The sequence below is a fragment of the Pseudomonas capeferrum genome (genome assembly GCF_000731675.1).
Classification (GTDB): Bacteria; Pseudomonadota; Gammaproteobacteria; order Pseudomonadales; family Pseudomonadaceae; genus Aquipseudomonas; species Aquipseudomonas capeferrum.
On sequence record NZ_JMIT01000002.1, the window covers coordinates 113,288 to 128,535 of the forward strand.

Here is a 15,248-nt window from a genome sequence, read left to right on the forward strand (position 1 = left end):
CATATTGACTCGGTCAACCTTGGGCCCCTATTTCCGATAGCCATGGACGCGCCCCGGCAGCAGTGATCAGCTGACTGCCGATGGGCGCGTCTTTTCATCCGCGATCTGTTGCGAGGATTCCGGGACATGCGCATTCTCTGGACACTGCCCTACCTGCCTTGGCCGACCACCAGCGGCAGCAAGACCCGGCAATACCACCTGATGCGCGCACTCGCCCAGCGTGGCCACCGGATCACCCTGCTGGTGCAGTCCAAGATCCCCTTGAGCGACGCTGCCCGCGAAGCCCTCGAGCCCTTGCTCGAACGCTTGATCGTAATGCCCAGGCGTGCCCTGCACAGCCCGCTCAACCTGCTGGCATCACCGATCATCGACTACCCCATGCGGGCGATCATCAATGGCCTGGCGCCCTGCCTCAGGCACCGCTTCGAGCAATTGCTGGACGAGCCCTGGGACGTCATCCAGATCGAGCACAGCTACAGCTTCCAACCGTTCGAGAAGGCCCTGCAGGCCCGCGGCCTGCCCTACATGCTCAGCGAACACACCTTGGAATCGGTCATGGGCGGCGCTCGCCATGACCGCCTGCCGCTGTGGCTGCGCCCACTCAACGCATTTGATCGCTGGCGCTATCGGCGCTGGGAGCAACGGGTACTGCGCCAACCCACTGAAGTGGTGGCCGTCAGCAGCCATGACGCCGAGCTGATCGCCCAGATCAGCGGCCGCCCGGTGAACGTGGTGGTCAGTGGCGTGGACTGCGACTTCTATCAGCAGGTGCAACCCTCGCTGCACAGCCAGCGCCTGCTGTTTGTCGGCAACTTCGAATATGGCTCCAACCTGGAGGCCATCGAATGGGCGCTGGAAGAGATCATGCCGCAGGTATGGATGAGCAACCCAGCAGTGCGCCTGGCCATTGCCGGCCATGCCCTGCCCGCCAGCTGGAGGCTGCACTGGAACGACCCACGCATCGAATGGGTCGGTTATCGCCCCGACCTGCGCGAGCTGCAGCGCCGCTCGGCACTGTTCTTCGCCCCCCTGCTTTATGCCGGGGGCTCCAAGGCCAAGGTGCTCGAAGCGATGGCTGCCGGGCTGCCGGTGATCACCACCAGCAAGGGTGTTTCAGGGCTGACCGTGAACAACGCTGAACATTACCTGGGCAGCGACGATGGCGACCAACTGGCGCTGCTGATCACCCAGTTGCTCAACCAGCCGTGGCGCATGGCGCAGTTGAGCGAAGCCGGCCGGCAATTCGCCCGCCAGCGTCACGACTGGAGTGTCGCGGCGCAGCAACTGGAAAACGTGCACATGCGCCTGCACCAGGCACAGCCCACCGACGCTACGCAATTGGTGGGAGGCTGGCTCGGTCGTTCAGCCAAGTAGCTCGCTGAACGGGATAAACGGCACGCTGTCACCCAGCTTGGGCGTGCTGCCTTCGCGCACCTCCACCAAGCCTTCGGCCCAGGCCGCACTGCGCAGCACCCCAGAGCTCTGGTTCTTGTAGATGTGCACCTGGCCATGCTCGATGCGGGCGCGCAGGTACTCGCGCCGCATGCCTGGCTTGGGCCAGTCGAAGCCTGCCGGCATGTCGAAGCGCAGCGGCGTGACATCGGCCACACCCTGGCGCCGCAACAGGTACGGCCGCGTCAGCAGGCCAAAGGTGACCAGCGTGGAAGCCGGGTTACCCGGCAGGCCGATCACCGGCACACCGCGAAAATGGCCGAAGGTCAGTGGCTTGCCCGGCTTGATAGCCAGCTTCCACAAGGCCAGTTCGCCGGCCTCACGCAAAGCGGCCCCCAGGTAATCGGCCTCGCCAACAGAGACACCGCCGGTGGACAGGATCAGGTCAACATCGCCCAGTGCCCCCAGGCATTCACGGGTACGCGCCAGGTCATCAGGCAGAATACCCGCATCCCGAACCTCGCACCCCAAACGCTGCAACCAGCTGACCAACAGGCGACGGTTGCTGTTGTAGATCTGCCCTGGTCCCAAGGGCTGGCCAGGCTCGATCAGCTCGTCACCGGTAGACAGCACGGCCACGCGCACCTTGCGCACCACGTCCAGGCGGGCCTGGCCGAGGGTTGCAGCCAAGCCCAGCTCGATCGGCCCCAGGCGCGTACCGGCGCTCATCACCTGCTCGCCCTGACGCGTTTCCTGGCCTTGTGGGCGGATGTTCTGGTCGGTTTTCAATGGTTCGAGGAAGCGTACCCGACCGTCGTCAGTCACGTCGGCGTTTTCCTGCATCTCGACACAGTCAGCGCCGGCCGGCACCGGTGCGCCGGTGAAGATGCGCGCACACGTACCTGGCTGCAGGGGCTGCGGGGCATGGCCGGCAAAGATACGCTGACTGACCGGCAAGGGCTCGCCCTGCCAGTCCGCCAGGCGCAGGGCGTAGCCATCCATGGCGCTGTTCGGCCAAGGCGGCAGGTCGAGAGACGCCACCAGGTCGCTGGCCAGCACGCGCCCCTCGGCTTCGGCCAACGGCACGTTTTCGGTTTCCCGGATCGGTGCGGCCTCTGCCAGCGCAAGCAACCGCGCCAAGGCGTCTTCCACCGGCATCAGCGGCCGGGCCTGATTGACCTCAGCCACGGCTTTCACAGGCCGCTGCCTGCTTCAGGTGTGGCACGAAATTGCAGGGGCGATGGCGGGCATCGAGCTGCTCGGCGAGGATGCCGTCCCAGCCGGTGCGCACTGCATTGGTCGAGCCCGGCAGGCAGCACACCAGCGTGCCATTGGCCAGGCCTGCCAGCGCGCGCGACTGTACGGTAGAGGTGCCGATATCGGCCACGGAGATCTGCCGGAACAGCTCACCGAAACCGTCCACCTGCTTGTCCAGCAGGCAGGCCACGGCCTCGGGCGTGCTGTCGCGGCCGGTGAAACCGGTGCCGCCAGTAACCAATACCACCTGCACGCCTTCCTCGGCGATCCAGGTCGCGACCTGGGCGCGAATCTTGTACAGGTCATCCTTGAGCAACACCCGCGCCGCCAGTTGATGACCAGCCGCAGTCAGGCGGTCGACGAACAGTTGGCCGGAGGTGTCGGTGTCGAAGGTACGCGTGTCGCTGACCGTCAGCACGGCGATGTTCAGCGGCACGAAGGGGGTATCTGCCTTGGCTTTCATGGGTGTCCGTCACAAGAAGATGGGATGGCGCATTTATAACACAGCACACCCCCGACACAGCGGCGCGCCCCTGTGCCCTTGCCCTTGCCCTTGGTCAATACTCAGGTTTTGCCGCTATGCTGCACTGTAAAGGAACTTGCGCGGACGCCCTGCGTCATAACTGTCATCTAGCACCATCGCACTGGAGAAACACGATGATTCAACGGACCCTTCCCGCCTTTCTGCTTGCCCTGGGCCTGGGCGCCCTCGCTGGCTGCGCATCGCCAACCGTCATTACCCTGAACGATGGTCGCGAGATCCAGGCAGTGGACACCCCTTCGTTCGACGAGGACTCGGGCTTCTACGAATTCGAGCAACTTGATGGCAAGCGTACGCGCCTGAACAAAGACCAGATCCGTACCGTCAAAGAGCTGTGATCTGGCTTCCCTTTTTGGCAAACGCCCTTTTAACAACAAGGGCTTGCGTGCAAAAAAGGGATGCAGTAGGATTTCGTTCATCGGAGTGTAGCGCAGCCAGGTAGCGCGTCTCGTTCGGGACGAGAAGGCCGCAGGTTCGAATCCTGTCTCTCCGACCACATCCTATTCAAGAAGCCCGCCTTGCGCGGGCTTTTTGTTGTGCGCCAAAAATGCCCCCTGCATGCACAGGGGGCGGCAGGCGCGGCTTACTGCTCGGCCTGCACGGGCACGTACAGCAGTTGCAAACGCTCGCTGCTCCATGCCCGAGTCTGGTTGGTCAGCTCAAGGTTGTTGTTCAGCTTCTGCCCGTAGCTAGGTACGATCTGCTTGAGCCTGGCCTGCCATTCAGGGCTCTTGAGGCGGTCCTTGAAGGTCTTCTCCAGCACCGTCAGCATGATCGGCGCGGCAGTCGAAGCGCCTGGCGAGGCCCCCAGCAGCGCGGCGATAGTGCCGTCCTGGGCAGCGACCACTTCAGTGCCGAACTGCAGCACGCCACCGAGCACCGGGTCCTTCTTGATCACCTGCACGCGCTGGCCGGCCTGCAGCAGCTTCCAGTCCTGGTTCTTGGCATTGGGGAAGTACTCGCGCAGGGCATTCATGCGGTCGTCGAAGCTCAGCATCAATTGCCCCATCAGGTAGGTGCTGAGGTCGATGTTGTCGATGCCGGCGTTCACCATCGGCAGGATGTTGTGGCTGTTCAGCGACGCGAACATGTCCAGCAGCGAGCCGTGCTTGAGGTACTTGGTGGAGAAGGTCGCGAACGGGCCGAACAGCAGCACCTGCTTGCCGTCGATCATACGTGTGTCCAGGTGCGGGACCGACATAGGCGGTGCACCGACCGACGCCTTGCCGTACAGCTTGGCCTGGTGGCGCGCAACCACGTCCGGGTTGTCGGTCATCAGAAACTGGCCACCCACCGGGAACCCGGCATAGCCTTCGGCTTCGGGGATGCCCGACTTCTGCAACAGCTTGAGCGCGCCACCACCGGCACCGATGAAGACGAACTTGGCGTTGACCGCCACTTCGTTGCCGCCATTGGCCAGGTCGGCCACCACCACCCGCCAGGTGCCGTCATCGTTGCGCACGATGTCACGCACTTCATGGCTAAGGTTCACGCTGACGTTAGGGTTGCGGGTCATCGAGGCGAACAGCTGACGGGTGATCTCGCCAAAGTTCACGTCGGTGCCGATCGCCATGCGCGTGGCTGCGACCTTCTGTTGAGGGTCACGGCCTTCCATCACCAACGGCGCCCATTGGCGGATCTGCTCGTGGTCTTCGCTGATCTGCATGCCACGGAACAGCGAGCTGTGCTGCAGGGCAGCGACGCGCTTGTGGAGGAAGGCAATGTTGTCGTCGCCCCACACAAAGCTCATGTGCGGCACGTTGTTGATGAACGTTTTCGGGTTGTTCAGCACGCCTTGCTCGACCTGGTAGGCCCAGAACTGCTTGGAGACTTCGAATTGCTCGTTGACGCCCACGGCCTTGCTGATGTCGATGCTGCCATCCGTGCCGACACTGGTGTAGTTCAGTTCGCAAAACGCGGAGTGGCCGGTACCGGCGTTGTTCCAGGCGTTGGAGCTTTCTTCGCCCACCTGGTCCATGCGCTCGTAGACGTCGACCTTCCAGTTCGGCTCCAGCTCGGTAAGGTAGGTGCCCAAGCTGGCACTCATGATGCCGCCGCCGATCAGCAGGACGTCGACGGTCTTGTCCGGCTCTGCGGGTTTGGAGCAGCCGATGACGCTCAGGCAAAGGAGCGTCAGCAGGATTTTTTTCATTAGTAGCGCAATCCGATTGAAGTGAAGGATTGGCGCCCTAAAGCAGAGAGTGTGCCAACTGGCATTAGACCAATGGCTAAGGGGTGAGACACCCGGTCGCATGGCGACAATCCGCCACAGTTGCGCCAGGTTCAGCGCAACAGTGGCGGATTTCCCCGCGCCGGAGGGTCAGGCCGTCAGCCGCGAAGTCACTTCCCCCAACTGCCCGGACAACCCATGCAAACGCTGCCCGGCCTGCTCGGTCTGCTGCACAGCTGCCTGGTTGGTGGTAGCGATGCGGGTAATTTCGATCAGGTTGCGCGAGATGTCCTCGGCCACGCTGGTCTGCTCTTCGGCCGCCGTGGCGATCTGCCGGTTCATGTCACGGATCGCCTCCACCGCCGAGGTGATGCGCTGCAGCATCTGCCCCGCCTGCTGCACCTGCTCGGCACCCTCCTCGCTGCGCTGCTGGCCACTTTCGATGGCCTTGACCGCCTCTACCGCACCCGACTGCACCGCTTCGATGATCTGGTGAATTTCGGCGATCGATGCAGCGGTGCGCTGGGCCAAACTGCGCACCTCGTCGGCGACCACCGCAAAGCCGCGCCCGGCCTCGCCCGCACGGGCCGCCTCGATGGCTGCATTGAGCGCCAGCAGGTTGGTCTGCTCGGCAATGCCGCGGATGACTTCGAGCACCTTGCCAATCCGCGTGCTGTCATGCTCCAGGTCACGGATCACCGCGGCGGTACCGGCGATTTCGCGGTTGACCACGCCAATGATGTCGATGGTCTGCTGCATCACCTGCTCGCCAGCCTGGGCACTGTGATCGGCATCATCGGCCGCGCGGGCGGCGTCGGCGGCGTGGCGAGCCACCTCCTGAGCGGTGGCGGACATCTCATGCATGGCCGTCGCCACCTGATCGGTGCGCTGGAACTGGTCATGCGTGCCCTGGGCCATGTCAGCCGCGATGCTGCGCAGCTGGCCACTGGCGCCTTCCAGCTCCTGGGCATTGTCCTTGAGCCGGCCGACTGTCTCGGCAAGAAAATCACGCAGGGTATTGGCCGCACGAGCCAAGCGCCCCAGTTCATCTTCACGGCGGCTGTCCACACGCGCAACGAAGCGCCCCTGGCTCAACTGCGCGACATACTCGATCAACTGGCGAATCGGCTCGATCAGGCTGCGATTGACCAGCCACAGGCTGAACAGGCCGACCAGCACCGCCGAGCCCAGCATCACCAGCAAGCCCAGCCACACCGTACGCTCTGCGCTGGCGTTGATGCTCGATGCACGCTCGCGCGCATCGGCGCGCAGTTGTTCGACCAGCTCGCTCATCTGTTCGCTGGCGGCACGGTCCACGCCCTTGACCGCAAGGTCGCCTGCAACCGGGTCACCACCTGCGGCGACAAACGCCTGGCGGCCCTGCGCGTAAGCCTGGCCCAGTTGCAGATGGCTGGCACGCAGCTGTTGCAGCGGCGCCTTGAGCTTGGCATCGCTGCTGTCGATCAGTTGCCCAAGCACCTGCTGCACCTGCTGCTCGCGGGCCTGGAACTGCTGCCAGTACTTGTCCAGCTCGGCGGGCTGACGACCGCGCAGCAGCACGTTCTTCCATTCCTGCACCTGGATCTTGAACTGCAGGTTGGCCTCATCGATCAATTGCGAAGCCCGCAAGGGCCCATCCACCAGCTCGGCGTAGCCGCGCACGCTGGAAGACAGAAACTGGAAACACACCAGCGCGATCAGCAACATCGCTACCAAGCTGCCGCCGAGCAGGGCGAGAATTTGCACTCTGAGGGATTTACGCAACATCGCGATCTCAAGACCAAAGGAAAGGAACGGCGCACGCTTGCGGCGCCGGGTAAGACATTCCATGTCCCCGTAGGCTCACTCGCAAAAAAAAGGCTGCCATCGTTCGATAGCAGCCGGCTTGAGCACTTGCACAACAATTGAGACAAATAGTGTCAGGCAATTCCTACAGAATTGTTACAGAACCACGACAGGCTAGCCCGTGGTGAACTGCAGCGAGGCTAATCGGGCATACAGCGGGCTTTCTTCGATCAACTGGCGGTGCGTGCCTATTGCCACCAGGCGCCCCTTGTCGATCACCGCGATGCGATCGGCGTGCTGCACCGTGGCCAGACGATGGGCGATCACCAAGGTGGTGCGACCGGCCATCACACTGGGCAGCGCCTGCTGAATCAGGTGTTCGCTTTGCGCATCAAGGGCGCTGGTAGCCTCATCCAGCAACAGGATCGGCGCATCGACCAGCAGCGCCCGGGCAATCGCCAAGCGCTGCCGTTGCCCGCCCGACAAGCCGATGCCACCCTCCCCCAGCGGCGTCTGGTAGCCCAGCGGCAGTTGCTGGATGAATTCGTCGGCATGCGCACCGCGCGCCGCTGCCTCGACCTCGGCCAGCGTCGCCCCTGGGCGGCCATAGCGAATGTTGGCCTCGACCGTACCGCGAAACAGCGACGGGTTCTGCGCCACCAACGCGAACTGCTGGCGCAGCTCGGCCGGGTCGAGTTCAGTGATGGCCTGGCCATCGAGCAAGATGCGCCCCTGCTGAGGGTCGTAGAAGCGCAGCAGCAGGTCGAACAGGGTGGATTTGCCGGCGCCCGAAGGCCCGACCAGGGCCACGGTCTGCCCCGGCTCGATCGCCAGGCTCAGGCCGTCAATGGCCGCAACCGCAGGCCTCGACGGGTAGGCGAAATGCACGTCTTGCAACGCAATACGCCCGACAGCACGCCGCTGAGGCAGTGAGGCGGCTACGCGCGGCGGCAGGATTGCACTGCGTGCCGCCAACAGCTCGGCAATGCGCTCGGCCGCACCGGCGGCGCGCTGCAGCTCACCGATCACCTCGCTGAGCGTGCCGAACGCACTGCCGACGATCAGGCTATAGAACACGAAGGCAGCCAGCTCGCCTGCCGAGATACGCCCGGCAATCACGTCCATGCCCCCGACCCAGAGCATGACCCCCACCGCGCCGAGCACCAGCACGATGACCAGGGTGATCAGCCACGCACGCTGGGCAATACGCTGCCGGGCCACGCTGAAGGCCGCCTCGACGGTGCTGGCGAACAGTTCGCGATCGAGCGGCTCATGGTTATAGGCCTGCACGGTCTTGATCTGCCCCAGGGTTTCGGCGACGTAGCTGCCGACATCCGCCACCCGGTCCAGGCTCTGCCGCGACAGGCTGCGCACGCGCCGGCCGAACAGCAGGATCGGCGCCAGCACCAGCGGCAAGGCCACCACCACGATGCTGGTGAGCTTGGGGTTGGTGATGAACAGCAGCACCACGCCCCCTACCACCATCAAGGCATTGCGCAGGAACATCGACAGCGAAGAGCCGATCACCGATTGCAGCAAGGTTGTGTCAGCCGTCAGCCGCGACTGGATCTCGGAGCTGCGGTTGTCTTCGAAGAACCCAGGGTGCAGCCCGACCAGGTGATCGAACACCGCACGGCGGATATCAGCCACGCAGCGCTCGCCGATCCACGACACCAGGTAGAAGCGGCTGAAGGTACCCACCGCCAGTGCCAGCACCAACAGCAGGAACAGGCCAATGGTCTGGTTGAGCTGGTGCGCGGAGCGGGTCATGAAACCCTGGTCAACCAGCAGGCGGATGCCCTGCCCCATGGACAGAGTGATTGCCGCCGTGACCACCAGTGCCAGCAATGCCAGGAGCATTTGCCGGCGATACGGGCGAACGAACTGCCAACCCAGGCGCAGGGCGCGACGTTGGCCAGGGGAGACGGATTCGGGCATGGCGGCAACCAAAGCGGCAAGGAAGCAGCAGACTACCACTCATCGGAGCGCGAGGAACGCTTGGGGGTGACTATAGCCTTTCGATCTAAAAGGGCTCTGGAGCTTTACCGCCGTTTCTGTTGGACTGTCAGGGCCGTGACAGTCGAGGATCTGTCACAGGCCAGTCACGGCGCAGGACTACCCTGAGCTTGAACCTGATGAGGAGACAGGACATGAGCTTGCAGCACAGCAGCGATACCCCGAAACCCCAGAACAACCCGCAACCCCAGGTGTGCGGCTCGATCATCGACGCCCAAGGGCGCGAGGTTCCGATCACCGAGCAGATGATCCAGAAAGCCTGCCAGGAACTGGAACAAAGCCGGGGCACTAAAGCCCGTAAAGGCTGATCGGCTAATTCATTGCAACCCGGCGCCTGCGCCGGGTTTTTATTGCCTCGGCCGGCGAAAAGGCCGACGCAGGCACATCACTCAGACCAACACCCCACCCAGCGCACTGACCAACTGCGCCAATTGCGGCGACTCGCCACGAATCCGCACCGCCAGCCCTTCGATTTCACGCCGAGGTGGATACTGCTTGCGCAATTGATCGAATGCCACCCGCTGCTCGGCCGGGTCGTCGCTCAAGCTACGGCGGAAGTCTGCATCGTCACGGCGCGGGTCGTACACGGCGCGGCACAAGGTGGCCAAGGCCCAGGCCGGGTCTGTAGTGGCATCGAGTTCAACTTGCGCCAGCGGCGGCTTGGGCAGCAAATCGGCCAGGCGCACCTGCTCCGCTTCGCCCAGGTGACGGCACAACGCCTGGTAGATCTGCGCAGTGCCCCGCTGCCGGCCATCGAGGCTGTAGCCGGCGATGTGCGGCGAAGCCAGCGTGCACAGGTCGGCCAGTTGCAAGTCGACCTGCGGTTCGCCTTCCCACACATCGAGCACGGCATGCACGTCTTCACGGTCCAACAGCAGCTCACGCAAGGCATCGTTGTCCACCACTGGGCCACGGCTGGCATTGATCAGCCACGCCCCTGGGCGCAACCGTGCCAGTTGCGCCTGGCCCAGCAGGTGCCAGGTGGGGTACTCGCCGCCCCGCTGCAAGGGGGTGTGCAGGCTGATCACATCGCACTGTTCCAGTACCGCCTCGAGGCTGACGTAATCGCCCCCTTCGGCGGCCTGACGCAGCGGGTCGCACACCAGCACTTTCCAGCCCAGGCCATGCAGCACACGCACCAGGCGGCCACCGACCTCCCCCGCGCCCACCACGCCGTACGTGCGCTTGGGTAGCGCGACACCATCCAGCTCGGCCAGGGTCAGCAGGCTGCCCAGCACATAGTCCACCACGCCGCGGGCATTGCAGCCCGGCGCGCTGCTCCAGTGGATGCCAGCCTCGGCAAAGTAGTCCAGGTCGAGGTGGTCGGTGCCGATGGTGCACGTGCCGACAAAACGCACACGGCTGCCTTCAAGCAGTTGGCGGTCGACCTTGGTCACCGAGCGCACCAGCAGCACATCGGCGTCCTTGACGCTGGCGGCATCGAGGCTTCGGCCCGGATAGCGGCGGATCTCGCCGAAACCTTCGAAGAAGGCATCGAGCAGCGGAATGTTCTCGTCGGCAACTATCAGCATGGCGCTCTCCTGTCAGGGGAACGCAGTGTAGGCGCTACGCGCGGCGTGTTCCAGAGCGGCTCAGTCGGCTTTCTTGCGGATCCAGTACAGGAAGGTGCCCGCGTCCTCTTGCTGCTGCAGCAGTTCATGGCCGAGGAAGTTGCAGAACTTGGGGATGTCGCGGCGGGTCGACGGGTCGGTGGCAATGACCTTGAGCAAGCCACCTGCAGCCAGGCCACGCACGTGCTGGTGCAACATCATCACAGGCTCGGGGCAGTTCAGGCCGGTGGCATCGAGGACGGCGTCGGGGGTGAAATCAGTCATGGGCGGCTCCAAAATATTCATCATTGTCGCGCATCGTGCGGCGCGCACCAAGGGCCGCGCGCCGCCCACGCACTCAACGCGGCTTCAGGTCCAGCCTGCGCAGATGGCAGGTCACTTCCTCACGGTCGTGATACAGCTGCTTGCAGGCGATCGAAACCCTGATCTTGCGCGCCTTGAACGTGGCCTGCATGCGGTCGAGCAGGCGCCGCACCTCGGTGTAACGTTGCTTCATCGGCAGCTTGAGGTTGACCACCGCCTCGCGGCACAGCCCTTCCCCCAGCCAAGTTTCGATCAATGCGGTGGTCCGCGCCGGCTTCTCGACGATGTCGCAGACCATCCAGTCCACCGGCTGCTTCGGCTGCCAGGTGAAACCATCCGCCATCAGGTGCTGGACCAGCCCGGTGTCCATCAAGCTCTCGGCCATCGGGCCATTGTCGATGGCGGTGACCAACATCCCGCGGCGCACCAGCTGATAGGTCCAGCCGCCAGGCGAGGCGCCCAGGTCGACACCGGTCATGTCATCACCCAGGCGCTGGTCCCACTGCTCGCGGGGGATGAACTGATGCCAGGCTTCTTCCAGCTTGAGGGTCGAGCGGCTGGGCGCTTCACGGGGAAACTTCAGGCGCGGGATGCCCATTGGCCAGAGCGCGCTGTTGTTGGCCGCAGCCTGGCCGACAAATACCCGCCGGCCAGTGATGAAGCTCAGCAGAAGGCGTGGACGGCTGGCGTCTTCAACCAGGCGACCGGCTTTTTCCAGGGCCTTGCGCAACGGCACCTCGAACTTGCGGCAGAACGTCGACAGCTCCTTGCCTTCGTTGCTGTCGAGCACTTCCAGCCACAGGCTGCCGAACACAGGCAGGCTGGCCAGGTGCTCGAGCAATACGCTGATGCGATCGCTCTCCGGCAACTCGACGAAACTGCCACGGGCCCACTGCCGCGGGAAGATCAGCTCAGCGAAGCGCAGTTCCCCCATCAGGCGCTCGGCGCCATTGTCCTCGGTGCAGACAAACTCGGCACTGGCGCTCTGCGCTTTGCCTTTGGCATAGCCGACAACCCCCAGGCGGGCGGCATGTTCGCTGATCTCGGCGCAGACCTCGCCCTCGAAACCGGGCCGGCAATGCATGAACAGGGTACTCATCTCTCACTCCACTACGGCGGGCGCACCACAGGCGCCGGCAGGGCGGCGATGATAAAGGAAGTTCGGAACCTGCGACACGTCCCGCCGGTCCAGAAAAGGGTCAGGCAGGCCAAACCGGTCTAACCTGACCATTCAGCCAGGTCCGTACCGTGCGGATCGAAACAGAGCGGTGACACCGGCAAACACCCAGATTTGCCGGGCACCGGCGCAGAAGGAGTTGGCAATGCCCTCGCTCGATAGCCTGAACACCCTCAAGACCCTCAAGGTCGCCGACCAGACGTACCACTATTACAGCCTTACCGAGGCCGCCCGCCAGTTGGGCGACCTGCAACGCCTGCCCATGTCGCTCAAGGTGCTGCTGGAAAACCTGCTGCGCTGGGAGGACGGCAAGACCGTCACCGGTGACGACCTGCGCGCCATTGCCCAATGGCTGGAGGCGCGCCGCTCCGACCGGGAAATCCAGTACCGCCCTGCCCGGGTGCTGATGCAGGACTTCACCGGCGTACCCGCCGTGGTCGACCTGGCAGCCATGCGCGCCGCCATGGCCAAGGCCGGTGGCGACCCGCAGCGGATCAACCCGCTGTCGCCGGTCGACCTGGTAATCGACCACTCGGTGATGGTCGACCGCTATGGCACGCCCCAGTCGTTCAGCGAGAACGTCGACATCGAAATGCAGCGTAATGGCGAGCGCTATGCCTTCCTGCGTTGGGGCCAGAGCGCCTTCGACAACTTCCGGGTAGTACCGCCGGGCACCGGCATCTGCCACCAGGTCAACCTGGAATACCTTGGCCGCACCGTCTGGACCCGTGAAGAAGACGGCCGCACCTATGCCTTCCCCGACACCCTGGTCGGCACCGATTCGCACACCACCATGATCAACGGCCTGGGAGTGCTGGGCTGGGGTGTTGGCGGCATCGAGGCCGAAGCCGCGATGCTCGGCCAACCCGTGTCGATGCTGATCCCGGAAGTGATCGGCTTCAAATTGACCGGCAAGCTGCGCGAGGGCATCACCGCCACCGACCTGGTGTTGACCGTGACGCAGATGCTGCGCAAGAAAGGGGTGGTGGGCAAGTTCGTCGAGTTCTACGGCGATGGGCTGGCCGAGCTGCCCCTGGCCGACCGTGCCACCATCGCCAACATGGCCCCCGAGTATGGCGCCACGTGCGGCTTCTTCCCGGTCGACCAGGTGACCCTTGACTACCTGCGCCTGACCGGGCGCCCCGAGCAGACAGTGCAACTGGTCGAACAGTACTGCAAGGCCCAAGGCCTGTGGCGCCTGCCTGGCCAGGACCCGGTGTTCAGCGATGCCCTGGCCCTCGACATGACCGACGTCGAGGCCAGCCTGGCCGGGCCCAAACGCCCGCAGGACCGGGTCGCCCTGGGCCAGGTCAGCCAGGCGTTTGACCACTTCATCGAACTGCAACCCAAGCCACTGGCCAAGGAAGTCGGCCGCCTGGAAAGCGAAGGCGGCGGCGGTGTGGCGGTGGGCAACGCCGATCAGGCGGGCGAAATCGACTACAGCCATGCAGGCCAGACCCACACCCTGCGCGACGGTGCAGTGGTCATCGCCGCGATCACCTCCTGCACCAACACCTCGAACCCCAGCGTGATGATGGCCGCCGGGCTGGTGGCGAAAAAGGCCCTGGAGAAGGGCCTGCAGCGCAAACCCTGGGTCAAGAGCTCGCTGGCCCCTGGCTCCAAGGTGGTCACCGACTACTTCAAGGCTGCCGGGCTGACGCCGTATCTGGATGAGTTGGGTTTTGACCTGGTGGGTTACGGCTGCACCACCTGCATCGGCAACTCCGGCCCACTGGATGAAGCGATCGAGCAAGCCATCGGCAGCGCCGACCTGACCGTTGCCTCGGTGCTCTCGGGCAACCGCAACTTCGAGGGCCGCGTGCATCCGCTGGTCAAGACCAACTGGCTGGCCTCGCCGCCGCTGGTAGTGGCTTACGCCCTGGCCGGCAGCGTGCGCCTGGACCTGACCCGCGACCCGTTGGGCACTGGCAAGGACGGCCAGCCAGTGTACCTGCGCGACATCTGGCCCAGCCAGCAGGAGATTGCCGCCGCCGTTGCCAAGGTCGACACCGCGATGTTCCACAAGGAGTACGCCGAAGTCTTCGAAGGCGACGCGCAGTGGCAGGCCATCGAGGTGCCGCAAGCGGCCACGTATGTCTGGCAGGAGGCATCGACCTACATTCAGCATCCACCGTTCTTCGACGACATCGGCGGGCCGCCGCCGCAGGTCGAGGACATCGAGGGTGCACGCGTGCTGGCCCTGCTCGGCGACTCGGTCACCACCGACCACATCTCCCCGGCCGGCAACATCAAGGCCGACAGCCCCGCCGGGCGCTACCTGCGCAGCAAGGGTGTGGAACCGCGGGACTTCAACTCCTACGGATCGCGCCGGGGTAACCACGAGGTGATGATGCGCGGCACGTTCGCCAACATCCGTATTCGCAACGAGATGCTTGGGGGTGAGGAAGGGGGCAATACCCTATTCGTGCCAACGGGCGAAAAGCTGTCGATCTACGATGCCGCCATGCAGTACCAGGCCCAGGGTACGCCGCTGGTGGTGATCGCCGGCCAGGAATACGGCACAGGGTCCAGCCGTGACTGGGCCGCCAAGGGCACCAATCTGTTGGGGGTCAAGGCGGTGCTGGCAGAAAGCTTTGAACGCATCCACCGGTCGAACCTGGTGGGCATGGGCGTGCTGCCCCTGCAGTTCAAGGCCGGGCACGATCGCAAGCAACTGGCGCTGACCGGCAGGGAGCGCATCGATGTGCTGGGGTTGAGCGGTGCTCATCTACGGCCAGGCATGAGCCTGACGCTGCGTATCACCCGCGAGGACGGGCAGCAGGAGCAGATCGAGGTGCTGTGCCGCATCGATACCTTGAATGAGGTGGAGTACTTCAAGTCGGGGGGGATTCTGCATTATGTATTGCGCCAGTTGATTGCTGGTTGAGATGCAAGGCTTGGCTGGGGATTTCACAGGCACCGCAAATCCCCAGCCAACGCCACCACCCCCCTCCACCCTCTCTCGGCGGCCTCATTCCGCTATCGGCTACTGGCTCTTGGCCAGCCATTGAGTCATCATCAGACTCACACGTCACC

Annotated in this window: 12 protein-coding genes, 1 tRNA gene and 1 pseudogene; 5 read left to right on the forward strand and 9 right to left on the reverse strand. The window is 64.2% G+C overall.

Features of this window, described 5'->3' with window-relative positions; translation table 11 throughout:
* Positions 1-126: 126 nt before the first annotated feature.
* Positions 127-1,374, forward strand: a complete 1,248-nt coding sequence (locus PC358_RS13035) for a glycosyltransferase family 4 protein (protein WP_033700441.1) — start codon at positions 127-129, stop codon at positions 1,372-1,374.
* Here PC358_RS13035 and PC358_RS13040 read toward each other — a convergent pair.
* Both PC358_RS13040 and moaB read right to left on the reverse strand, forming a co-directional pair.
* Entirely contained in the window at positions 1,363-2,589 is a 1,227-nt protein-coding gene (locus tag PC358_RS13040) for a molybdopterin molybdotransferase MoeA (protein WP_077068561.1), read from the reverse strand. The two genes, PC358_RS13035 and PC358_RS13040, sit on opposite strands and share 12 nt — an antisense overlap.
* The gene (gene moaB / locus PC358_RS13045; RefSeq protein WP_033700442.1) at positions 2,573-3,112 is read right to left on the reverse strand and encodes a molybdenum cofactor biosynthesis protein B; all 540 of its coding nucleotides are present in this window, start codon (positions 3,110-3,112) and stop codon (positions 2,573-2,575) included. The genes PC358_RS13040 and moaB overlap by 17 nt, the downstream gene beginning before the upstream one ends.
* A 194-nt stretch (positions 3,113-3,306) precedes the next feature.
* On the opposite strand from moaB, the gene PC358_RS13050 reads away from it, so the two are divergent.
* Positions 3,307-3,528 (forward strand): YgdI/YgdR family lipoprotein, encoded by a 222-nt coding sequence (locus PC358_RS13050; RefSeq protein ID WP_027596642.1) that lies wholly within the window; start codon positions 3,307-3,309, stop codon positions 3,526-3,528.
* Between the two features lie 81 nt (positions 3,529-3,609).
* Positions 3,610-3,686: transfer RNA gene (locus tag PC358_RS13055), tRNA-Pro, on the forward strand.
* Between the two features lie 87 nt (positions 3,687-3,773).
* Here PC358_RS13055 and mqo read toward each other — a convergent pair.
* The 4 genes and pseudogenes from mqo to PC358_RS13070 all read right to left on the reverse strand — a co-directional run bounded on the left by mqo (position 3,774) and on the right by PC358_RS13070 (position 9,083).
* Positions 3,774-5,342: a malate dehydrogenase (quinone) gene (gene mqo / locus PC358_RS13060; protein ID WP_033700443.1), complete on the reverse strand. Its 1,569-nt coding sequence runs from the start codon at positions 5,340-5,342 to the stop codon at positions 3,774-3,776.
* A gap of 168 nt (positions 5,343-5,510) precedes the next feature.
* Positions 5,511-6,278 carry a methyl-accepting chemotaxis protein gene (locus tag PC358_RS28425; protein ID WP_371925427.1) on the reverse strand — a complete coding sequence of 256 codons (768 nt, stop codon included), beginning with the start codon at positions 6,276-6,278 and terminating at the stop codon, positions 5,511-5,513.
* A gap of 165 nt (positions 6,279-6,443) precedes the next feature.
* A pseudogene (locus tag PC358_RS28430) lies at positions 6,444-7,190 on the reverse strand (methyl-accepting chemotaxis protein); the annotation flags it as partial.
* A gap of 129 nt (positions 7,191-7,319) precedes the next feature.
* Complete coding sequence (locus PC358_RS13070; RefSeq protein ID WP_033700445.1) at positions 7,320-9,083, reverse strand: ABC transporter transmembrane domain-containing protein; 1,764 nt, start codon at positions 9,081-9,083, stop codon at positions 7,320-7,322.
* A gap of 212 nt (positions 9,084-9,295) precedes the next feature.
* On the opposite strand from PC358_RS13070, the gene PC358_RS27915 reads away from it, so the two are divergent.
* Entirely contained in the window at positions 9,296-9,469 is a 174-nt protein-coding gene (locus PC358_RS27915; protein ID WP_167334463.1) for a PA1571 family protein, read from the forward strand.
* An 81-nt stretch (positions 9,470-9,550) separates the two neighbouring features.
* Here the strand turns inward: PC358_RS27915 and pdxB are convergent, their stop codons facing one another.
* The 3 genes from pdxB to rlmM all read right to left on the reverse strand — a co-directional run bounded on the left by pdxB (position 9,551) and on the right by rlmM (position 12,134).
* Positions 9,551-10,693, reverse strand: a complete 1,143-nt coding sequence (gene pdxB, locus PC358_RS13075; RefSeq protein WP_033700447.1) for a 4-phosphoerythronate dehydrogenase PdxB — start codon at positions 10,691-10,693, stop codon at positions 9,551-9,553.
* Between the two features lie 60 nt (positions 10,694-10,753).
* The gene (gene tusA, locus PC358_RS13080; protein WP_033700449.1) at positions 10,754-10,996 is read right to left on the reverse strand and encodes a sulfurtransferase TusA; all 243 of its coding nucleotides are present in this window, start codon (positions 10,994-10,996) and stop codon (positions 10,754-10,756) included.
* 73 nt (positions 10,997-11,069) lie between these two features.
* Complete coding sequence (rlmM, locus tag PC358_RS13085) at positions 11,070-12,134, reverse strand: 23S rRNA (cytidine(2498)-2'-O)-methyltransferase RlmM (RefSeq protein ID WP_033700450.1); 1,065 nt, start codon at positions 12,132-12,134, stop codon at positions 11,070-11,072.
* A 223-nt stretch (positions 12,135-12,357) separates the two neighbouring features.
* On the opposite strand from rlmM, the gene acnA reads away from it, so the two are divergent.
* Positions 12,358-15,099: an aconitate hydratase AcnA gene (gene acnA / locus PC358_RS13090; protein ID WP_033700451.1), complete on the forward strand. Its 2,742-nt coding sequence runs from the start codon at positions 12,358-12,360 to the stop codon at positions 15,097-15,099.
* Positions 15,100-15,248 lie beyond the last annotated feature (149 nt).